Annotated in this window: 12 protein-coding genes; 8 read left to right on the top strand and 4 right to left on the bottom strand. The window is 74.2% G+C overall.

What is annotated here, in order from left to right:
- The 3 genes from ACFUVW_RS09625 to ACFUVW_RS09615 all read right to left on the bottom strand — a co-directional run.
- Window positions 1-466 (bottom strand): glycosyltransferase (locus ACFUVW_RS09625; protein WP_430571109.1); only part of this gene is annotated, 466 nt, incomplete at its 3' end.
- A 10-nt stretch (window positions 467-476) separates the two neighbouring features.
- Window positions 477-1,898 (bottom strand): polysaccharide pyruvyl transferase family protein, encoded by a 1,422-nt coding sequence (locus ACFUVW_RS09620; RefSeq protein WP_430571108.1) that lies wholly within the window; start codon window positions 1,896-1,898, stop codon window positions 477-479.
- A 77-nt stretch (window positions 1,899-1,975) separates the two neighbouring features.
- Window positions 1,976-3,814 (bottom strand): glycosyltransferase, encoded by a 1,839-nt coding sequence (locus ACFUVW_RS09615; protein WP_430571107.1) that lies wholly within the window; start codon window positions 3,812-3,814, stop codon window positions 1,976-1,978.
- Between the two features lie 132 nt (window positions 3,815-3,946).
- Between ACFUVW_RS09615 and ACFUVW_RS09610 the strand changes: the two genes are divergently transcribed.
- The 4 genes from ACFUVW_RS09610 to ACFUVW_RS09595 are packed head-to-tail and all read left to right on the top strand — an operon-like array spanning window position 3,947 to window position 10,522.
- A complete protein-coding gene (locus tag ACFUVW_RS09610; RefSeq protein WP_430571106.1) occupies window positions 3,947-5,485 on the top strand; it encodes a LicD family protein in 1,539 nt (512 codons plus the stop codon).
- Between the two features lie 41 nt (window positions 5,486-5,526).
- Window positions 5,527-5,874: a hypothetical protein gene (locus ACFUVW_RS09605; protein ID WP_430571105.1), complete on the top strand. Its 348-nt coding sequence runs from the start codon at window positions 5,527-5,529 to the stop codon at window positions 5,872-5,874.
- Complete coding sequence (locus ACFUVW_RS09600; protein WP_430571104.1) at window positions 5,871-9,731, top strand: glycosyltransferase family 2 protein; 3,861 nt, start codon at window positions 5,871-5,873, stop codon at window positions 9,729-9,731. The genes ACFUVW_RS09605 and ACFUVW_RS09600 overlap by 4 nt, the downstream gene beginning before the upstream one ends.
- A complete protein-coding gene (locus ACFUVW_RS09595; protein WP_430571103.1) occupies window positions 9,728-10,522 on the top strand; it encodes a polysaccharide pyruvyl transferase family protein in 795 nt (264 codons plus the stop codon). Before ACFUVW_RS09600 ends, ACFUVW_RS09595 begins: the two co-directional genes overlap by 4 nt.
- Window positions 10,523-10,574: 52 nt before the next feature.
- Here ACFUVW_RS09595 and ACFUVW_RS09590 read toward each other — a convergent pair whose 3' ends face one another.
- Window positions 10,575-11,801 (bottom strand): hypothetical protein, encoded by a 1,227-nt coding sequence (locus ACFUVW_RS09590; RefSeq protein WP_430571102.1) that lies wholly within the window; start codon window positions 11,799-11,801, stop codon window positions 10,575-10,577.
- 135 nt (window positions 11,802-11,936) lie between these two features.
- On the opposite strand from ACFUVW_RS09590, the gene ACFUVW_RS09585 reads away from it, so the two are divergent.
- The 4 genes from ACFUVW_RS09585 (at window position 11,937) to ACFUVW_RS09570 (ending at window position 21,185) form a co-directional block, all read left to right on the top strand.
- Entirely contained in the window at window positions 11,937-15,641 is a 3,705-nt protein-coding gene (locus tag ACFUVW_RS09585) for a glycosyltransferase (RefSeq protein ID WP_430571101.1), read from the top strand.
- Window positions 15,642-15,712: 71 nt separating this feature from the next.
- Complete coding sequence (locus tag ACFUVW_RS09580) at window positions 15,713-18,454, top strand: glycosyltransferase family 2 protein (protein WP_430571100.1); 2,742 nt, start codon at window positions 15,713-15,715, stop codon at window positions 18,452-18,454.
- Complete coding sequence (locus tag ACFUVW_RS09575; RefSeq protein ID WP_430571099.1) at window positions 18,451-19,275, top strand: polysaccharide pyruvyl transferase family protein; 825 nt, start codon at window positions 18,451-18,453, stop codon at window positions 19,273-19,275. Before ACFUVW_RS09580 ends, ACFUVW_RS09575 begins: the two co-directional genes overlap by 4 nt.
- Window positions 19,276-19,325: 50 nt before the next feature.
- Window positions 19,326-21,185, top strand: coding sequence for a glycosyltransferase (locus tag ACFUVW_RS09570; RefSeq protein ID WP_430571098.1), 1,860 nt, complete (start codon window positions 19,326-19,328; stop codon window positions 21,183-21,185).
- Window positions 21,186-21,225 lie beyond the last annotated feature (40 nt).

Below are 21,225 nucleotides of genomic sequence, written 5' to 3'. Positions count from 1 at the left end.
CGCCCGCGGCGCGCGCCCGCGCCAGCTCGGCGGGCGACGCGCCCGGGCGGCTGCGGGGCGTGTTCATCGGGTGGTCGCTGCCGTCGGTCCACACCACGCGGCTGGCCATCGCGGCGACGTCGCCGGCGTAGGCGTCGCGGGCGCCGAGCAGCGCCTCCAGCGCCGTCTCGGTGGGGACCGTGTCGTCGTCCATGAGCCAGACGAGGTCGGCGTCGAGGTCGGCGACGGCGGTCGCGAGGCCGACGGCGAACCCGCCCGCCCCGCCGGTGTTGCGCTTGAGCGCCACGACCTCGGGGGCGCTCGGGTGGGAGCGCGCGACCTCGAGCGCGTCGTCGGTCGACGCGTTGTCGACGACGACCGTGCGGTCGACCGGCCGGCTCTGGGCGGCCAGCGCGTCGAGGGCCGCGCCGAGCAGCGCGGCCCTGTTGTACGACACGACGACCGCGACGACGGAGGGGGAAGACATCCGGACCATCTTAGTCGCGCGCGTCCCGTGCCGACCGCACCTTGCGGACCACCCTGCCCGCGACCCGGCGCGCGGGGCGCAGCGCGCTGCGGGCCTCCGCGCGTCCGCGGCGCGCGACGACGGAGGCCAGGCTCTCCGACTCGAGCGCCGTCAGGCGACGGGTCAGCTCGGCCTCGACCTCCTGCGCCCGGCGGTCCCGGTCGGCGATCGCCTGCTGCGCGGCCTCGAAGCGACGCGCCGTGGTCTCCTCGGGCGTCGCCGCCCGGGCGCGCGCGATCGCCGCACGGATGTTCGCGTCCGCGAGCGCGGCCAGGCGCTCGCCGGTGTCCGCGGCCGCCGCGCGCGTCTCGGGGCTCAGGGCACGGCGCACGTCGGCGTCGAGGGAGTCGAGCGTGGTGCCGTAGGGCATGTGCGGGTCCCACGTGCGCGCGTACGCGTCGAGCTTGCGCTTCGGCAGGCTGAGGCGGGGCACGTCGTAGGCGGCCGAGACGATGCGGCCGTGCAGGGACCCGCCGATCCACAGGCTCGCCCGCCGGATCTCGTCCACCAGGTCCCAGGGCCGTCGCGACCCGCGCAGAACCTCGATGTCGCGCTCCGGGTCGAGCCGGCGCACGGCGGCCACGATCTTCGCGTAGTCGCCGAACGAGTCGTGGTTGGGCGCCAGCCCGGCCGCGAAGAGCCGGAGGGGGTACGGGGCGAGCGCGCTGGACGCCACGAGGGCCTCCGCGACCTTCTCGATGCCGTGCTGGGCGAGGAACTTCCGGTTCGCCTGGACGAGGGCCGCCCCACTGCCCTGCTCCCCCTCCGGCCGCGGGTGCGTGTAGCGGATGGTGTGCACGACGTCGGGCACGAGCGTGTGCGCGACGTCGTGCTCGGCGAGGAGCTCGCTCGAGAGGTGGTCGCGCACGGAGACGGCCGACGCCTCGCGCAGGATCCGCAGGAGCACCTCGCGGCGCGCCGGGTCCTTGCCCTTGATCCCGGCCACGCCCACGGAGTTGAGCACGGCGGGCACGCCGGCGTTGAGCGGGAACTGCGAGAGGCGGGGCATGTACGGGGACTCGATGTCGGTGGCGCCGAGGAGCTCGGCGCGCATCGCGGCCTGCTCCGGCTCGCTCGCGGCCTTGTAGCGCCGGTAGGTCGCCGACGGGACGGACATCCAGATCGCCGTCGAGACCCCGGTCGCGCCGACCTCGCCGCCGACCGTCCAGACCTGGTCGAAGCGTTCCTGCTCCAGGCGTGGCACGAACGCGTCGACCTTGCGGTCGAGCAGGTCGCTCATGTCCGCCGCGAGCGGTGCCGCCGCGACGACGTCGTACCCCGCCTCCGCGAGGTACTGCTCGCTCACGAGCAGGAAGAGCAGGTCGCCGAAGTTGTCCCGCTCGTAGGCGCCGACGAACAGCACACGCCGGGGCGCGGGGGTGGTGGCGGTCAAGGGTGCCTCCTGCAGGCTGCCCGGCGGGGGGCCGGGACGGGTCGGGCGCGGTCGACGTGCGCGGCGAGCCCCGGACGCTACCCGTGGAAGGTGCGACGCCAGGTCCCCGGGGCCGTCAGGTCGGGGACCGCGGCCCGCCAGGAGGCGGCGAGCGAGCGCCAGCGGACCGCGACGCGCACGTGGGACGCCAGCGTAGCGAACGCCAGGCGCCAGAACGTCCCCGGGTCCCGGCGCAGCCAGACCCCCGCCCGGCCGTCCGCGTCGAGGACCAGCACGGAGGCGTGCCGCGGCACCTCCCACCAGGTGGCCTGGCCCCGCTCGAGCGCGCCGGCGGGCCGGCGGCGCTCCGTGGCGGACGGCGGCAGCACGGTGCGCAGCAGGCTGCGGGCCGCGAACAGGGCCTGTGCCCGCGTGCCCTCCGGCCGCGGCGGCACGTCGCCGGACCGCCGCCGCGCGACGGCGGCGTCGAACGCCGGGTCGCCCGCGGACCGCCGCGTGGTCTCGAGGTACCGCTCCCCCGCCGCGCGCGCGGCGGGCACGGTGTCGGCGAGCTCGGCGTGCAGCGTGCCCGGGCCCGCGAGCACCTCCCGCAGGGCGCGCACGTGCAGGTCCACCGGGTAGTAGCGCATGCCGAGCAGCAGCTTGAGGTCGGTGGCGAGCAGGTCGCGCAGGAGCGCGCCGCCGCGGGGGCGCCGGGCGTGCAGCAGGGCCGTCACGACGCGGTTGCGCTCGTGCAGCAGCGCCTGCCACTCGACGGTGTCGTCCTTGTCGACCCACGCCACGTGCCAGAGGGCGGCGCCGGGCAGCGAGACGGTGGGGAACCCGGCCTCCGCGGCGCGCAGGCAGAACTCGGCGTCGTCCCACTTGAGGAAGAGCGGCATCGACAGGCCGACGGCCCGCAGGGCGGTGACGGGGATGAGGCACATCCACCAGCCGTTGAAGTCGCCGTCGGCGCGCCGGTGCATCCACGGCGTCTCGCGCAGCGGGGTGGCCGCGAGGTCGTGCCGCTCGTGCTCGCGGTCCGGCGAGCCCCACATGAAGTGGCGCTGGTCCACGACCTCGCTGAAGGCGTGCAGCACGGTGGGCTGGTTGTAGTCGAGCATGTGGCCGCCGACGACGACCGGGTCGGTCACCGTGCGGTGGAACCGCACCGCACGCAGCAGCGCCTCGGGGTCGACGGCGACGTCGTCGTCCATCAGCATGACGGCGTCGCAGGCGGGCCGGTCCAGCGTCTCGAGCATGCCGCGGGAGAAGCCGCCGGAGCCGCCGAGGTTGCCCTGGTCGATGACCGTGAGCTGCGGCCCGAGCTCGCGCGCGACGTCGTCGAAGCCCTCCTCGTCGGCCACCTTGCGGGTGCCCTGGTCGACGACGAAGACCGTCTCGAGGACCTCCCGCAGGGCGGGGGCGGCGGCGATCGCCCGCAGCGTCTCCAGGCAGTAGTCGGGCTTGTTCACGGTCGTGATGGACAGGCACACCCGGCCGTCCCGCCGCGGGGCCGCGTCCACGAGCCAGCGGCCTCCCCGGACGAGCACGTCCGCGTCCGCCTCGACCTCGAACCACAGCCAGCCGCCCTCGGCCCCGTCGCTGACGTCGACGTCGACGCCCACGCGGTCGGCGACCGCCTCCGTCGCGACGGTGCGGGCGACGCCGTCGGGGCCGGTCCGCACGACGCGCACCGTCCCGGCGCCGGACAGGTCGAGCTCGAGCCGGACGGTCGACACGCCGGCCCAGCGCACCCAGTAGGCGGCGGGGAAGGCGCCGAAGTACGTGGCGAACCCCTGCGCGGAACCGGCGGGCACGAGGAGCGAACCGTCCGCCTGGACGCTCGCGAGGTCGTCCTTGCCGGCCCTCCCCTCGAGGTAGAGCGAGCGGCGGTCCTCCGCGCTGGGCAGGGACAGCACGTGGGCGACGTGCATGGAGACCTTCCGTCGGCTGGTCGTGGCCCGCCTACCCTAGCGTTCGGGCCGCCGCCCCCGAGGACCTCTGCGGCACCGGAGGTCCCGTAGACTCACGACCGCTCCCGCCACCGACGAAGGGCCGTTCCCGCGATGAGCTCCCTGTCCGCCACCCGCCTGGGGCTGCGTGTCCGCGTCCCCGCCGAGCAGCCCGCGGAGACGGTGGACGTGCTGTTCGACGGGCACCGCGTGTGGTCGACGAAGCTGCCCGAGCACCGCCGGAACGTGCTCGGCCGGCGCCTCTCGTGGCCCGACGCGCTGCGTCCCTACCTGCGCGGCAGGACGAACATCACCGTCCGCCGGTCCGCCGACGACTCCGTGCTGGCGTCCGCCGACGTCCGGTTCGCGGGCGGCGAGGACGGCGCGCGCGTGAGCGTGACCGACACCCAGGGCCGTTGGCTGGCCATGAACAAGTGGAACCGGCTGGGACCGGTGCTGGAGGGCTCCGCGAACGGCGTCCGCGACCGTCTGCTCGCCAACGGGCGCCGCCTCGCCGAGCTCATGGAGTCGTGGGGCTACCCCATCTACATGGTGGGCGGGAGCCTGCTCGGGGCGATGCGCAACGGCGGCATGCTGCCGCACGACGACGACATCGACTTCGCGTTCCTCTCCGAGGCCCGGACGGACCTCGAGGCGGGGCAGGTCAGCTACGACCTCCAGCGCAAGCTCGCCGACGCGGGATACACCGCGATCGTGCTGAGCCTGGCGCAGCTCCAGGTCACGTTCTTCACCGAGGACGGCGAGACCGACCACTACATCGACATCTTCACCGGCTACCACACCGAGGACGGGCTCTACAACCAGCCGTTCGCGCTGCGCGGGAACCTGCCGCGCGAGACCCTCGTCCCCGTCTCGACCATGACGGTCGACGGCGTCGACCTGCCGGCCCCGGCCAGGCCCGAGGCGTGGCTGGAGTTCGCGTACGGCCCGTCCTGGCGCGTGCCGGACCCGTCCTTCGTCTTCGTCTCGCCGCGCTCGACGCGTCGGCGCTTCGACAACTACTTCGGGGTGTTCAACCGGCAGCGCGTCTACTGGGAGAAGCACTACGAGAAGTACTCGACCCGCCCGGAGGGCCCCGCGGGCGGCGAACCCCAGGTGGACCAGTTCCTCTCGCTGCTGCCCGAGGGCGCGTTCGTCGTCGACCTGGGCTGCGGCGACGGCCGGCTGACCGAGCGGATCGCGGCCGCCGGCCACCGCGTGCTCGGCCTGGACTACAGCTACGAGGCGCTGCGGCTGGCGAACCAGACCCGGCCCGAGAACGTCGAGTACCGGTTCTGCAACTTCAACGACCGGCACCAGCTGCTGGAGCTCACGCTCGACCTCGTCGACGCCGGCGAGCAGCCCTACTTCTTCGCGCACCACCTGCTGCACGAGATGCCGGAGCTGGGTCGCTCCGACCTCTTCCAGACGCTCTTCACCGGCGCGCTCGACGAGCAGACGTTCTGCTTCGCCACGGTCGCCACCGACGACCGCCTGCGCGACCCGCAGGACCCGGAGACGTGGCGGCTGCAGGGCCGGGCCCTCCGCAACCAGCTCCGGCGCTTCGGGCTGACGATGCACACGCTGGAGAGCAGCGCCCAGCCCACCTCCGTCGGGCCGCGCGAGACACTGACCACCCTGATCCTGCGCTGAGACCGTGCGCTGAGCCGAGACCGACCACGACAGGAAGCACCATGTCTCTCAAGTCCTACGTCGCGAACACCGCCCGCCGGATCGCACCCCGCACGGTGCGCAACCTGGAGGCGCTGAGCGACCTCAACGCGGACCACGCCGAGGGCCCGCTCCGGTTCGTCGCCTACGAGCGCGAGCTCCAGGAGCTGCGCAGGGAGGTCGACGCCCTGCGCCGCGACAACCGCCGGGTCGCCGAGCTGTACGACGTCGTCTTCGAGCGCGCCCGCCGCGACGCCGCCGAGCGGGGCGTCGCGCCCGAGGTCGACCGCGCCACGACCGACCGCGCGATCGCGGACCTGGACGAGCGGATCGACGCCGAGCGACGCCAGCGGAAGGCTCCCGACGCGTGACCCAGGCCGCCTCGCTGAAGGTCTCGGTGGTCGTCCCGGCGTACCAGCCGGGCGACGGCATCCGCCGGGTCGTGGACTCCCTCGCGGCGCAGACCATGCCGCAGGACGAGTTCGAGCTCATCATCGTCGACGACGGGTCCCCGGACGACACCTGGGAGCGCCTGCAGCGCATCCGTGACGAGCGGCCGAACGTCCGCATCGATCGGATCGAGAACTCGGGCTGGCCGAGCCGCCCGCGCAACGTCGGCATCGCGATGGCGCGCGGCGAGTACGTGCTGTTCATGGATCACGACGACGAGATCTTCCCCGACGGCCTGCGGGCGTCCTACGAGTACGCGACCGCCCACCGCGCGGACGTGCTCAACGCCAAGGAGCTCAAGACCTCCGACCCCCGGTGGGGCCTCGGCAACTACACGGCGAACATCCCGAACGCCCTGCCGCGGCGCGGGATCGGCGCGCTGCTGCCGATGATGCCGCACAAGTTCTACCGACGGGACTTCCTGCTCGAGCACGACATCCGCTTCCCCGAGGGCCGCCGGATGCTCTGGGAGGACGTCTACTTCAACGTCGAGTGCTACAAGCACGCCCGCGTGGTCTCCGTGCTGGCGGACACCCCGGTCTACCTGTGGCACGCCACCGACCAGAACAACTCCGCCACCTACGGGCCGTGGGAGGACGAGTTCTGGGACCGGCTCGGCGACCTGTTCGACTTCATCGCCGGCACCCTCGACACCGAGGACCTGGCCGACGGCCGCAAGCGGCAGCTCATGCACCAGTACCGGCTCCGCGTGCTGGGCCGCCTCACCAGCTACCTGGCGTCGGGCCGCGACCCCGACCGGGCGGAGCACGCCGTGGACCGCGCGCTCCGCATCGTGGAGAAGCACGTCCCCGAGGAGTGGGACGCGGACCTCCCCGCCCTCGACCGCCCCAAGGCGTGGCTGCTGCGGCGTCGCCGCACCGACCTCCTGCGCCGCGTCGACACCCTCGACCGCGAGTTCGAGGGCCGGGCCCGGCTCGACGGCATGGTCTGGGTCGACGGGATCCTGCACCTGCGGACCACCACCGAGTGGTCCGACGCCCGCGGCACCGCCCGCCGGCTGCGGCGGGTCGGCGACCGCGTGGTGCGGGTGCTGCCCGCCGAGTTCGGGGAGCTGCCCGACGCCGTGCTGGACGTCACGGACGACGTCGCGCGCGCCAAGGTCACGCTGTCGGTCCGCGAGCGGACCCAGCACAGCACGTGGAGCCTCCCGGGCCGCAGCTCGGTCGAGCTCGTCCCCGTGCCCGGGCAGGACGACCTCGTCACGCTGCGGGTCACCGCGGAGTCCCGCCTCAACCCCGCCCGCGCCGCGCAGGGGGCGCGTCTGGCCCGCGGCGTGTGGGACGTGCGCGCCCGGTGCGTCGTGCTCGGCGCCCGCAGCCACCTCCCGGTGACCGCGGACGGCGACCCGCGCGCGACGGTCGCGGGGTCCTCCGTCCTGGTGGCCTACCCGAACGAGGCCGGCGAGCTGACCGTGGACACGGCGGGCGCGCAGCGCGGCGTGGTCGACGGCGCCCGCCCCCGCACGTCCGCCGCGACGATCACGGCGAAGCCGGGTGCCGAGCGGCGCACGACGGTCAGCCTGACCGTGCCGCTCGACGGCGTCCGGGTCCACCCCGTGACCGGCGGGGCGTCGCGCGTGGTCGCGCGCGGCACGGCCGAGCTCGTGGCCCCGGTGGGGTCGCTCGCCCGCCGCGCGCTGCTCAAGCTGCGCCGGCGCCTGGGAGCCTCGACGGCGCCGGGGAAGGCGACGGTCACCGTGCGGGGCGAGGAGGTCACGCTCCGCGCCACCGCCCAGGCGACCCCGGGGCTGTGGCAGCTCGTGCTCTCGCTGGGGGGCCGCCGGCCCGCGCCGCTCCTCGTGCGCATCGCGTCGGACGGCACCGCCACGCTCGTGGCGACGCCCGGGCGACCGTCGACCACGGCGTCGACCACGGCGCCGCCGAAGGTCTCCGTCGTCGTGCCGGTCTACAACGCGGAGCGGTTCGTCGAGGAGGCGATCCGTTCGGTGTTCGCCCAGACGATGCCGGCCGAGCAGATCGAGATCGTCGCCGTCGACGACGGCTCGAGCGACGGCTCGCTCGCGATCCTGCGCCGACTCGCGGCCGAGCACCCCCGGATGCGGGTGCTGACCCAGCCGAACTCCGGGTCCGCCGCGGCCCCTCGGAACGCCGGGATCCGTGCCGCGACCGGCACCTACCTGTTCTTCCTCGACGCGGACGACCTGCTCCCCCCGCCGGCCCTCGAGAAGCTCGTCGACGCCGCCGACCTGGTCGGTGCCGACGTCGCGTTCGGCCGGTTGAAGGGCATCGGTGGCCGGGGCGTCGCGAAGTCGATGTTCGCGCGCTCCACGCTCGACGCCGACATGGTGCGCAACCACCTCATCCGCGCCCTGGGGCCCACGAAGATGTTCCGGCGCGAGCACGTCCTCGGGCTCGACCAGTGGTTCCGGGCCGGGCTGCGCAACGGCGAGGACCTCGCGTTCGTCGTCGAGGCGGAGCTCACGGCCCGGCGCATCGTGGTGCTGGCCGACGGCGACTACTACGTCGTGCGCGGGCACGACGGCGTCCACATGTCGCGCATCGGCGAGACGCTCGACGAGAAGTTCGCCAAGGCGTGGAGCGTCGCGGAGGTCATCGAGCGCTACACCGAGCCCGGGCCCGACCGGGACTCGCTGCTGGTCCGGCCGTTCGGCGGGCCCGCCGTCGAGGGCCTCTTCCGCCAGCGTTTCCTGAAACTCGACCCGGAGCAGCGTGAGGAGCTCGTGGACCGCGTCGTCGACCGGTTCGGGCACCTGTGGGGGCCGGGTCTCCGCGCGCTGCTGCCGGCCCCCGCGCAGCCGCTCCTGGACCTGGTGTTCCAGCGGCGCACCGAGCTCGTCAGCGCCCTCGTCGAGCACGCGGGGGGCAACGTGCGCGACCTGCGCCGCGTCATGACCCCGGCCGGGTTCGTGCTGGACGTGCCGCCCGCCGTCGCCGCCGCGGTCGACCCGGAGCTCCTGGGCGCCGCCCCGGCGAGCACCGAGACCCAGCTGACGTCCCTCGCCCTGCGCGACGGCACCGCCGTCCTGCGCGGCTGGGCCCGCGCGGCCGGGGAGTTCCCCGCGCCGGACGGCGTGCGCGCCCGGTGGACGCTGCGCGGCGACGGCCGCACCGTCGATGCGCCGGCGACCGTCACCGGCGGCCGGAAGTCCCCGAACGGCCCCGCAACGGGGCTCGAGCTCCTGGTCGACGCCTCGGTGTTCCCCGTCGAGGGGGTCTGGGACCTCGCCGTCGCCCCGGCCTGGGGGGACGTCGTCGGCCCGTTCGCCCGGTTCGGTGGCGCCTCCGGCGGAGCGGGCCAGGACGCGCTCGCCCTCGGCCCCGACGACGTGCTCTTCGGCACCGTGAGCCACGGCAACCTGTCGTTCGACCACGGGGGGACCACGACGCGCGCGCCCGCGGTGCGCGTGTCCGGCGCGCGCTGGGACGTCGACGGGCGACCGGAGGTGCTCGTGACCGTTCCGGGCGACGCCGCCGCGACGCGGGTCTACGCGCTGGCGACCCCCGCGGGCAGCCGCGGCGCCCGCCAGCTGCTGCCCACGAGCCGGGTCGACGAGACCACCCTGGCGGCCCGGCTGCCCGTGCCCCAAGCGGCCGGCGACGAGACGCTGCTCGCCCTCACCGTCGCGCACGACGGCGTCCTCGTCGCGCCGGCGCTCACCGACGTGCCGCGCCTGACCTCGGACGACGTCACGCTCAAGTCCGTCGACGGGCGCCTGCGGGTGTCTCGGACGGCGACCGCGACGACCGCGACGACGACCCCGGAGGCGCTCGCATGACCCCGATCAAGCTGTGGTGGTGGCGCTGGCGCTTCCCTGCCGAGCTGAACTTCGGCGACGAGGTCACGGCTCCCCTGCTGGAGCGCCTCACCGGCCGGCCGGTCGCGTGGACGCCGCTCGGCGACGCCGAGATCGTCGGCGCGGGCTCCGTGCTGCAGAAGTTCCTGCGGGCGCGCCCCGCCGCGATGCCCCAGGTGTGGGGCACCGGGGTCATCTCGCGGTTCCAGGGCGACGTCCCGGCCGACTTCGTGCCGCTCGCGGTCCGCGGGCGACACACCCTGGATCACCTCGACCCCGCGGTGCAGGGCGACGTGGCGCTGGGCGACCCGGGCATCCTGGCCGACCGTCTCGTGGACGGCCCCGTCACCAAGCGCCACGCCCTCGGCGTCATCCCGCATTACAAGGACGCCGACGACCCCACCATGCGCACCATCGCCGCACTACCCGGCGTCCGCCGCATCGACGTCGCCTGGACCCCCGAAGAGGTCGCCCGCGAGATCGCCGCCTGCGAGACCGTCATCTCCTCCTCCATGCACGGCCTGATCTTCGCCGACGCCCTCGCCGTCCCCAACGCCCAGCTCAAGGTCAGCGACAAGCTCGTCGGCGGCGACTACAAGTTCCGCGACTACTGCTCCGCCTTCGGACCCGACCGCTACCAGGCCCCCCTCACCCCCACCGACGTCACCGGCCTCGACACCGACGCCCTCGTCGGGCTCGTGCAGGGCCGGTTCCGCCGCCCGGAGGGCATCGAGCGGCTCCAGCAGCGGCTGGTGGACGTGCTCGCCGTCTGACCGCGCCGGACAGAGCGAAGGCCCCGTGGGGCCTCTCCCGTCCGTGCCGTGGTCAGGACCGGCGCAGGAGCCCTCGTGCGCGGCGCGCGGCCCGGCGGCCGACCTCCGCCGCCAGCTCGGTGGCGCGGAAGTGCCCCAGCACGTCGTGCCCCGGCGTCCGCGCGGCCTCCCGGAGCTCGGCGATCTGGGCCTTGGCCGCGGCGAGGTCCTCGTCCTTGAGCAGACCGGCCTCGATGGCGCCGACGACGGCCTCCGCCGCGGCGTCCAGCGGCACCCGGTCGGCCGTCAGCACCGGGTTCTCGACGCTGCGCGCCGGCACCCGCAGCGCGTCCAGGTCGCCGACGACGCGGACGCCGGTGGCCTCGATCCGGTCGACGTACGCGTGGGCCCTGGCGGTCGCCTTCTCCGCCGCCCACGCGGGCAGCTCGAACGAGGTGTCCCCCTCGCCGGGCTTGCGGGACGCCATCACGTGCCCGGCCACGCCACGGCGCATCCAGTGCTCGTAGGCCGGCCAGGGCAGCTCGCGACGGCGGAACTCGGCGTTGACCGCGCGCAGCAGCTCCGCCTCCTCGACCGACATCCCGCGGTTGGACGAGTAGCCGTCCTGCTCCGCGGTGGTGAGGAGCCCGCGCGGCAGCCCGAGCAGGTCCTCGAAGGCGTCGGTGAGCAGGTTCGGGGTCGCCTTGTCGATGACGATCGCCGTCACGTTCTCGGGACCGACGACCTCGGCCCACCGCGAGACGACGAGCCCCTGGTCGTTGCGCGTGTGGAAGGTCTTGGTGACCTTCCGGTTCGGCGGGTCGGCCAGCACGGCCTCGAGCCAGCGCTCGAACCCGACGGTGTCGCCCATCTTCATGTACTGCTGCCAGGAGGACGCCAGGATCGAGCCGTAATGCCGCAGCGTCACCACGACGTGGGTGCGGTCGCCCAGCGCCTCGCGGAAGTCGTACGCCTTCTCCTCGGAGCTCTCGGAGGCGAACTCGTGCCCCAGCCAGATCCGGTTCTCGGTGTCCGCCTCCACCTCCGCCATGAGGCGGTCCCAGTGCTCGCGGGTGGGCTTGTCCCCCCAGCCCCAGCCGCGGCCCATGAACGAGGACACCTCACGCCGGTGGTTGAACGTCCGCCCCGGGTAGTGGACGCCGTGGGCGAGCAGGTCGTCGCGCAGCAGGGCGGCGGCGTTCTGCAGGTGCGTGGTGCCGGTCTTCGGCAGGCCGATATGGAAGAGTCGTGCGCGCTCGGGCAGCAGCAGCGGTGTCTGTCGCGGTTCGGTAGCTGTCATCGATCTTCCTGAAGTGGCGGGAGGACGGACGGCCCCTTACCCTACCGCCGTTCTGCCGGTCGTCGTGGGCTGTGCCGTGCGAATTCGGGTGTGCAACCATGTCCCGTCACGTCGACCGTCACCACAGGGAGATCCATGGCGAACGGCACTGTCAACCGCCCCCGTGGCGCGCGTTCGCACGTCGACGGCCTCGTCTGGATCGACGGTGTCCTGTACGTGCGCACCTCGACCCTCCGGCTGGACGACGCCGGTGCGGAGCTCGCGACGCCGCGGGCCGACGCCCCGCAGGGCGGCCACGACGACGGACAGGACGACGGCCAGGACGACGGACCGGATGAGGGCGCGGTACGGGTGCTGATCAGGGCCCCCGGCGGCGCGACGGACGGCGAGCTCGAGCTCCCGGCCCGCAGCCGCGTCGAGGTGGTGCCGGCGGCCGACGACCCGCACGTCACGGTGCGCGTGCGCACCGAGGCGCGGTTCGACCCCCGGACCGTCGCGCCGGACGCCGGGGACGCCGACTGGGTGGTGCACGCCGTGCCCGACGGCGACGACGAGGCGCACCCGGTCGAGGTGCCCGCCGACCTCCCCGCCCGGGCGGCGATCGTCGGCACGACCAGCTACGTCGCCCGGCGCGGCGAGGACGGCGGGCTGGTCGTCCGCTCCGGGGCGCGGGCGGACGCCCTCGTCGCGGCCGCGCGCCCCCGTGCGGGCGGCGCCGAGGTCCGCACCACGCGCGACGCCGGCGGCAGGACCGTTCGGCTGACCGTCCCGCTCGACGGGATCCGGGTCTCCCCCGCGCAGGGGCACCGGGTCGTCGCCCGGGGCACCGCCGAGCTCGTCGCCCCGGCGGGCGCCACCGGGGAGGCCGGCCGACGCCCGGCGCGCCACGACCGGGAACGGCCGGACGGCGCCGGGACGTTCCGGATCACCGCCGACGGCGAGGACGTCCGGCTCGAGGTCACCGTGCCCGCGGCGCCCGGCCGCTGGCAGGTCGCGCTGACCCACGGCGGGGTGCCTCGGGCGGTCCCGGTGCGCGTGCAGGTGGGCCGGTTCCGCCCGGCGCGGCTCGACGTGACGTCCGCTGCGCAGCACGCCCCTGACGCGCGGCCCCTCGTGTCGGTCGTCGTGCCCGTGCACGACGCGGCGGCCACCGTGGAGGACGCCCTGCGCTCGGCCTTCGAGCAGACCCTCTCCCCCGAGCAGGTCGAGATCGTCGCGGTCGACGACGGCTCGAGCGACGACTCGCTCGCGATCCTGCGCAGGCTGGCGAAGCAGCACCCGCGGATGCAGGTGCTCACCCAGCCGGCCAGCGGGACGGCCGCCGCCCCGCGCAACGCCGGCATCGACGTCGCCACCGGCGAGTACCTCTTCTTCCTCGACGCCGACGACCTGCTCACCCCCGCCGCGCTCGAGAAGCTCACGGACGCCGCGGAACAGCTCGAGGCGGACGTCGTGCTCGGGAAGATGGAGGGCTTCGCCGGCCGCACGAACGTGCCCCAGCGGGTGTTCCGGACCACCACCGTCGACGCCGACATGGTCGAGGACGTCATGATGTCGGCCCTCGGCCCCACCAAACTGTTCCGCACCTCGCACGTGAAGAGCCAGGGCCTGCGCTTCCCGGCCGGCTTGCGCCACGGCGAGGACCAGGCCTTCGTCGTCGAGGCGGAGCTCACGGCCCGACGCATGGTCGTCCTCGCGGACGCGGTGTACTACCGGGTGCGCGGGCACGAGAAGCGGCCCGGTACGCCGATCGCGGCCCAGATCGAGATCCGGCTGCTGAAGACCCGGGTCGTCGCGGGCGCCATCGAGCGCCACACCGAGCCCGGCGACCGCAGGGACGCGCTGCTGCCGCGCCCGTTCGGCGACCGTGCGCTCGAGGGCGTGTTCCGGCGCCCCTACCTCGCGCTCGACGACGCCGCGCGGGCCGAGCTCCTCGACCGGGTGGCGGACGAGTTCGGGCACCTGTGGACCCCGGGCCTGCGCGCCCGCGTGCACGAGCACGCCCGGCCGCTGTACGACCTGGTGTTCCGGCGCGACGCGGCGAACGTCACGGCGCTCGTCCGGCACTCGGGCGGGAACGTGCGCCTGCTCCCCGTGGTCCCCGGCCCGGACGGGTTCCGGCTCGACGCCCCGGCGAGCGTCGTCGACGCCCTCGGGCACGAGGCGCTCCTCGTCCGCCCGCCGCGGGTCGAGCACCGGCTCGTCCGGCTGACGACGTCGGCCGGACGCGTCCTCGCGCGCGGCCGGATCGCTCCCCCGGGGCAGGTCCCGCTGCCCGACGCCGTGCACGCCGAGTGGCGCCGCCGCGGCCCCGCCCGGGGCGGCGGCAAGTCGGTCGCGGCGGACGCCACGGTGCTGCGCACGGTGCGCGAGGCTCCCGGCCGGAAGGCCGTCGTGTTCGCCGTCGAAGCCGACCTCGCCGCGATCCCCGAGGAGGGGCTCTGGGACCTGTGGGTCGCCCCGGTCTGGGAGGGGTGGCAGGGGCCCGCGTTCCGCCTCGGCACGCAGCGCGACGCCTCCGTGGACCCGGACGCCGTCCTCCTCGACGGGACCCGCACCGTGCTGCACACCAACCCCCGGACCGGCGGCGTCTCGGTCGACCGGGACGGCGCGCACCACGACGTGCCGGACGTGCGCCTCACGGCGCTGCGGACCGACCCGGACGGTCGTCCCGAGGCGGTGCTGCGCGTGCCCTCCGTCGCCGCGTCGACGCGCGTGTACGCGTACGTCGACGCCGCGGAGAGCCGCGACGCCCGGCACCGTCTCCCGTGGAGCCCGGTCGACGATGCGCACCTCGCCGTGCGCCTCCCCGTCCCCACGACGACGACGGCGGCGCCCCTGACCCTCGCCGTGGCGTCCGACGGGCTCCGCGTCCCGGTCGGCGGCGACGCCCCCGAGCCCGTCGCCACGCCCGAGGTCCGGGTGGAGGCCGCCCCCGGCGGGCCGACCGGCTCCGCCGCGGCGGTCCGGATCACGGTGACCCGCACGGCTCCCCCGGCGGACCCGGGCACGGCCCGGCTCCCGGCGCCCCCCGCGGCAGCGGGCACGGGCCCGGTCCGGCTGTGGTGGTGGCGGTGGCGCCACCCCACCGAGCTGAACTTCGGCGACGAGGTCACCGCCCCCGTGATCGAGCGGCTCACCGGCCGCCGCGTGGTCTGGACCGCGCTGCCGCAGGCGGAGATCGTCGGAGCCGGGTCGGTGCTCCAGCTCGCGCTGCGCAAGCGCGCGGCGAACATGCCCACGGTCTGGGGCGCCGGCATGATCCGGCCCTTCACGGGCGAGGCGCCGGCGGACTTCGTGCCGCGCGCCGTGCGTGGTCGCCTGAGCCTGGAGTCCCTGTCGCCCGCCGCCCGCCGGGCCGCCGTGCTGGGCGATCCGGGCATCCTGGCCGACCTCCTCGTCGACGGCCCCGTCACCAAGCGCCACGCCCTCGGCATCATCCCGCACTACAAGGACGCCGACGACCCCACCATGCGCACCATCGCCGCACTACCCGGCGTCCGCCGCATCGACGTCGCCTGGACCCCCGAAGAAGTCGCCCGCGAGATCGCCGCCTGCGAGACCGTCATCTCCTCCTCCATGCACGGCCTGATCTTCGCCGACGCCCTCGCCGTCCCCAACGCCCAGCTCAAGGTCAGCGACAAGCTCGTCGGCGGCGACTACAAGTTCCGCGACTACTGCTCCGCCTTCGGACCCGACCGCTACCAGGTCCCCCTCACCCCCACCGACGTCACCGGCCTCGACACCGACGCTCTCGCCGATCTGGTCCGGGCGCGGTTTCGTCCGCCGGCGGGGATCGACGAGCTGCGGCGCGGCCTGGTCGCCGCGTTGACGGTGTGACCGTGCCACGCACGGACCACTCCGCCGAGATGAAGATCAGGCGGGACGGCGACCCTGAGTATGCTCCGGGGATGCCCGACGCACCGACGACGACCGTGTCCGTGGAAGCCGTCGGAGCGGCCTGGATCGATGGCACGCTCTACCTGCGCACGATCACCCGCTGGTCCGCCGCCCCCGCCGACGCTCCCGCCGCCGCTCCTACGCAGATCGTGCTGCGCGAGCGGGACGGCGACCGCACGATCGTCGTGCCCACCGTCGGAGACCTGCGAGCGGTGAACGTCACCGACGACGACGGGGCGGTCGCGATCCAGACCGAGTCGAGGCTGGACCCGCGGCGTGCCACGAAGGGCGCCTGGCTCCCCGAAGCGGTGTGGGACGTGCGCGCCCGTACCAGGGGGCCGGCCGGCACCGTCACGGTGCCCGTAGCCACCACCGTGGGGGCGGGGCGTCCGGCTCTCGTCGCGGGCCGCCAGCTCGTCGCGTACCGGAACCAGAAGGGCCACCTCTCCGTCGACTCCGGCGGCTCGCTGCGCTCGGCCGTCAACGACAGTCGCCCCCGCCTGGGCGGCGTGACGGTCGAGGCGACCGATGGCGCCGCGCGCCAGGTCACGGCAACGATCCCGCTGGACGGAGTTCACGTGCACGGGCGCGGCACGCTCGTGGGCGTCGCCACGGCGGACCCCGTCGGAAGGTCGCTCGGGCGGCGCGCCGTCGACGCGGCGCTCCGACGCGTGGCACCCCCCTCCCCTCCGAAGGGCACGGCGCGGCTCACTGCGACGCGCGAGGACGTCACCTTGTCGTTCGACGTCGCGCTGCGCCCCGGGCGGTGGCGGGTGGTGCTCCAGTTCGCCGGGACCGCAAAGCCGTCCCCGTTCTTCCTCACTGTGCCGCGGTCTGGCCCCGCGACGGTCGACGTAGCCGAAGCCGACGGCCGCGCCACCGAGCCCGACGTCTCCGTCGTGGTCACCGGCGACGACGGGGATGCGCTGCGCGACGCGGTCGGCTCCGCGCTCGACCAGAGCCTCTCCCCGCAGCGGGTGGATGTCATCGTCGTGCCAGGGCCGGCCGGTCACGAAGCGGCCGCTTGGCTCAGGGAGCTCGCCGCGAGCGACCGTCGGGTCCGCGTCGCCACACCGCCTTCACCCGGCGCCGCGGCTGCCCGGAACGCCGGTCTCGACCTCGCCCGCGGGCGCCACGTCACCTTCGTCGACGGGGACGACCGGCTCACCCCGCACGCCCTGGAGAAACTGACAGAGGCCGCCGACGCGGCCGCGGCGGACGTCGTGCTCGGGACAGTCCTAGGAATCACCCGGCGTCGCGCCATGCCGAAGGCCTTCACAGCCACGGTGCTCGACGCGGACGTCGTCGACCAGCGGCTGTACGACACGTTCACCCCTCACCAGCTCTTCCGTCGCTCGCTCCTGGCCGAGCACGGCATCCGGTTCGTCGAGGACGTCGCCGACACCGAGTCCGGCGCCTTGTTCGCAGCCGAGGCCACGTTCCGGGCGAAACGGCTGGTCACCCTCGCCGACGCCGTGTACTACGAGCGCTTCGTGACCGGCGAGGTCACCCCCGAGGATGTCGCTCCCGCACAGAAGGCCGAGGGCGTGCTGCGGGTCGCCGAGGAGATCGCCCGCCACGTCGAACCCGGCCCTCGCCGCGACGCGATCATGCGGCGACCGGCGGCCGCGCTGATGGACATGGCCTCCGCCCTGTCGGGTATGGACGAGGCGGAGCTCGACGCGCTCGCGACAAGCGTGGGAGAACGCTTCGGGCCCTACTGGACCACGACGGTCCGCGCGGGGCAGGCTGGCCGACGGGCACTCCTCCTCGACACCCTGCTCTCAGGCGACGGTGCCGCCATCGCCGACCTGCTGGCCGTGGCAGGCCCCGATGGCACGGGGCTCGTCGCCGTCGCCGACGGGGCGCCACCGCGCTTCGACGTCCCCGCGTCCGTGCACCGCGTGGTGGAGGACGACAGGCTGTTCGTCCCGGCGAGCGCCGTGAAGCACCTGCTGACCGCCCTCGACGTCCATGACGGCGTCGCGAACGTCACCGGTTGGGTCGGTGCCTCCGGACTGCTGCGGGCCCCGGATGGCGTCCGCGCGACCTTGCTCCTGCGCGGTGCCGAGGAGGGCGTGCCCGCGATCGACCTGCCCGTCGCGCTCGACGCGCCTCCCGCTCACGTCCCTGACGACGCAACCGGCTTCACGCTACGGATCGACCCGGCAACGCTCACCGCCCCGGGCCGCTGGGACCTCTACGTGGCACCGATCTGGTCAGGCCACGCCCTGCCCGGCGTCCGGTTCGGGTCTCGCCGGCCGACGCACGTCGACGAGGTCAGCGTCGACGTGACGGGACGCCCGCTCGGGTCGCCCGACACTGTCCTCTACGCCACGGCGGGCTACGGCAACCTCTCCGTCTCCCACCAGGACTTCCTTCGCTCCGGCAGCGTCGACGTCATCCGGCTGGCGGTCGACGAGGACGGCCGACCCGAGGTCGTGCTCAGCACCGACCGGCAGGACGATCTGCTGCGCTTCGACGCCGACGTGACACCCGCAGGTGGCCGGGAGGCGCCGCACCGCCTGCCGTGGCGGCGACTTCCGGGCTCGGACGGGCAGGAGGTCGCCGTCCGGCTCCCTGTCCCGACCCACGGAGAGCTGCGCTGCGTCCTGTCGGCCGCCCACAAGGACGTGCTGGCGGAGGTGCGCCTCCCGGACGACCCGCCGAAGCTCCGGGCCGGGCAGGTGGTCGCACGACTCGCCGACGGCGCGTTCTTCGTCTCCCGACCCTCCGAGAAGGAACCGGCATGAACGACCTCCGCGTCTACTGGTGGCGTTGGCGCCACCCCGTCGCGACCAACTTCGGTGACGAGCTGAGCGCGCCGGTCCTCGAGCGGCTCACCGGCCGCCCCGTGCGGTGGTCCGCATTCGGCGACGCCGACCTCGTCGCCGCCGGGTCGATCCTCACCGACGTCCTCGACGAGGCCCCCGCGGGCATCACACGCTTCCCGGAGTTCTGGGGCACCGGTTTCCACTGGCCATACCAGCGCACCATCCCCGACGGCGTCCGTCCGCGGGCGGTGCGCGGCCGTCTGACCGCCGACCACTTCCCGGCGGACGTCGCCGACGGGCTCGCGCTCGGAGACCCGGGCATCCTGGCAAATCTGCTCCTCGACGAACCCGTGCGGAGCAAGTACGCGATCGGCGTGGTGCCGCACTACAGGGACGTCCGCCACCCCGCAGTCCTTGAGCTCGGGTCGCGGCGCGGCGTTCGCATCGTCGACATCGCGTGGACGCCAGAGGAGGTCACCCGCGAGATCGCCGCCTGCGATGTCGTGCTGTCGTCGTCCCTCCACGGGATGATCGTGGCGGACGCGGTGGGCGTGCCGAACTTCCACCTCCGCCTCAACGAGACGGTCGGCGGGCCGGTCCAGGGACCGGTCCACGGGTTGTTCAAGTACCGCGACTACTACTCCGCGTTCCCGGGTGACCGGCCGTACACCCCGTGGTACGCACCCGACGTGTACCGCGTCACCACGGCCGAGATCGTCCGTCGGGTGCAGGAGGACGCTCCACCCCCCACCGGGATCGACGAGTTGCGACGCGGGCTGGTCGAGTCCCTGATTGTGTGACAACGTCTCGAAGAGACTGACCGTCCGTCCACCTCTCGAAGCGAGGGCCTATGACGACCGACATCGTCCAGGCCGCGACTCGCCCCCGGGTGAGCATCGTCATCCCTACCTACTGCTCGGGGCCGTGGCTTGACGACGCGCTCGAATCCGTCGACGCCCAGACGCTGCCGTCCGAGCAGATCGAGGTGCTGCTCGTCGACGACGGCTCGCCGGACAGCACACCCGACCGGATCCAAGAGCTCGCCAAGACCCGCCTGCGGACCCGTGCCTTCCTGCTCCACCACACCGGCTGGCCGAGCCACGGCCGCAACACCGGGCTCGTGCAGGCGCACGGTGACTACGTGGTCTTCATGGATCACGACGACGTGCTTTACCCGCGCGGGCTGGAAGCCGCGGTAGCGATGGCCGACCGAACGGGCGCGGACGTGGTGACGGGCAAGGAGTCGCGCACCGACCAGCCGCAGTGGGGTCTCGACGTCTTCGCCGCGAACCTTGACGACGCGTCGCGGCGCGAGGACGGCCTCCACGCCTTGCTGCCCACCAACCCGCACAAGCTGTACCGTCGTGAGTTCCTGCTCGACCACGACGTGCGGTTCCCCGAGGGCCGCCGGGTGCTCTGGGAGGACGTCTTCTTCGCCATCGACGTCTCGGCGGCGGGCGCCCGCACGGCTGTCCTCGCGGATGTGCCCTTCTACCACTGGGTCCGTCACGGGGAGACGGCATCGTCGTCGTACCGCGACGACCTCGAGGTGTGGTGGCGGTGGCTCGCGGAGATCGTGACGGCCATCGACGAGCGGCTGGACCACGACGGCGTCGACTACAAGCGGCTCCTTTGGCACCAGTTCTCCACCCGCGTCATCCCCGGGATCGGCGCCCGCCTGTTCGCACGGACCGGTGACGAGCGTGACGCCGCGATCGGCCACGCCGAGGCTACCCTCGCCCGCATCCCGACCTGGATGGACGCGCAGCTGCCCCGGCATCTCGCGGCTCGCGTTCACCTGGCGCGTGCCCGCCGATGGGACCTGGTGGGCGAACTGGTCAGGGTGGACGCCGGCCTCGTGGGGAGTGCTGAGACAACCGACGTGCACTGGGACGACAAGGGGCGCCTCGTCGTCTCGACATCGACACGCTGGTCGACGAAGGTCGGGCACCTCGCGCTACGCCGCCACGGCGACCGTGCCATCCGTGACCTGCCGGGGCACCTCGCCGCCGCGATCCCACCCGAGCTGCTCGACGTCACCGACGAGCTTACGGCCGCGAGCTCCACGCTCGTCATCCGGTCCCGTGATGACGCCGTGGCCTGGGCGGTCCCGACCGACGCCGAGGTCGACGTCATCGATATCGACGGTCGTGTCGCGGTGCGCGTGCAGGCAACGGCGCAGGTCGACGCGCGCACCGCCGCCCTCGGCCACCCGCTCGAAGGCCGCGTGTGGGACTTCAGGTCCCGCTCGTGGTTGTTCGGTGTGGTCAGCCATCAGCCGTTGCGGACGGAAACCTCTGCTCGGGTGGCGCTGGTCGACGGCGAGCCGCGGGTCGCCTACAAGAACGACTCCGGTGCCCTCACGCTCGACCTCGGGCAGACGAAGCGCACGGTGCTCGGGTCCGCGAAGGTCGTGCCGACGCGGGCCACGACCGAGCACCGCCGGCGCGGCGCCGACTCATACCGGCTCCCGTTGCGCGGGGTCGCGGTCGTCGGCTCCACCCGGATCGAGGGGGGGATCAGCCTCCAGCCGGTCGAGCGGCAGGACGCGACGATCGTCGGCGACGGCAACGAGGCCCGGATCGAGGGGACGATCGACGCCGCTCCCGGCGAGTACCGCGTGGTCGGCAACTTCGGCGGCCGGGACGTCACGCTCCACACGATCGTCACGGTCGACAAGGCCGGGCGCCTGTCCTTCCGCGCCGAGTGAAACGACCGACGCCGCCGCGGGCCTCCCCATCGGCGGGGCC

Source organism: Isoptericola sp. NPDC057391 (assembly GCF_042668085.1).
Lineage (GTDB): Bacteria > Actinomycetota > Actinomycetes > Actinomycetales > Cellulomonadaceae > Isoptericola.
The sequence above is the reverse complement of the archived record's forward strand: the minus strand, read 5'-3'. Positions and strand labels throughout refer to the sequence as shown.

Bases quoted from the DNA above. Each gene is read 5' to 3' on its own strand.
- ACFUVW_RS09575 (WP_430571099.1), top strand. From the start codon at position 18,451: ATGAACGACCTCCGCGTCTACTGGTGGCGTTGGCGCCACCCCGTCGCG.
- ACFUVW_RS09615 (WP_430571107.1), bottom strand. From the start codon at position 3,814: ATGCACGTCGCCCACGTGCTGTCCCTGCCCAGCGCGGAGGACCGCCGC.
- ACFUVW_RS09590 (WP_430571102.1), bottom strand. From the start codon at position 11,801: ATGACAGCTACCGAACCGCGACAGACACCGCTGCTGCTGCCCGAGCGC.
- ACFUVW_RS09585 (WP_430571101.1), top strand. From the start codon at position 11,937: ATGGCGAACGGCACTGTCAACCGCCCCCGTGGCGCGCGTTCGCACGTC.
- ACFUVW_RS09570 (WP_430571098.1), top strand. From the start codon at position 19,326: ATGACGACCGACATCGTCCAGGCCGCGACTCGCCCCCGGGTGAGCATC.
- ACFUVW_RS09580 (WP_430571100.1), top strand. From the start codon at position 15,713: ATGCCCGACGCACCGACGACGACCGTGTCCGTGGAAGCCGTCGGAGCG.
- ACFUVW_RS09610 (WP_430571106.1), top strand. From the start codon at position 3,947: ATGAGCTCCCTGTCCGCCACCCGCCTGGGGCTGCGTGTCCGCGTCCCC.
- ACFUVW_RS09595 (WP_430571103.1), top strand. From the start codon at position 9,728: ATGACCCCGATCAAGCTGTGGTGGTGGCGCTGGCGCTTCCCTGCCGAG.
- ACFUVW_RS09605 (WP_430571105.1), top strand. From the start codon at position 5,527: ATGTCTCTCAAGTCCTACGTCGCGAACACCGCCCGCCGGATCGCACCC.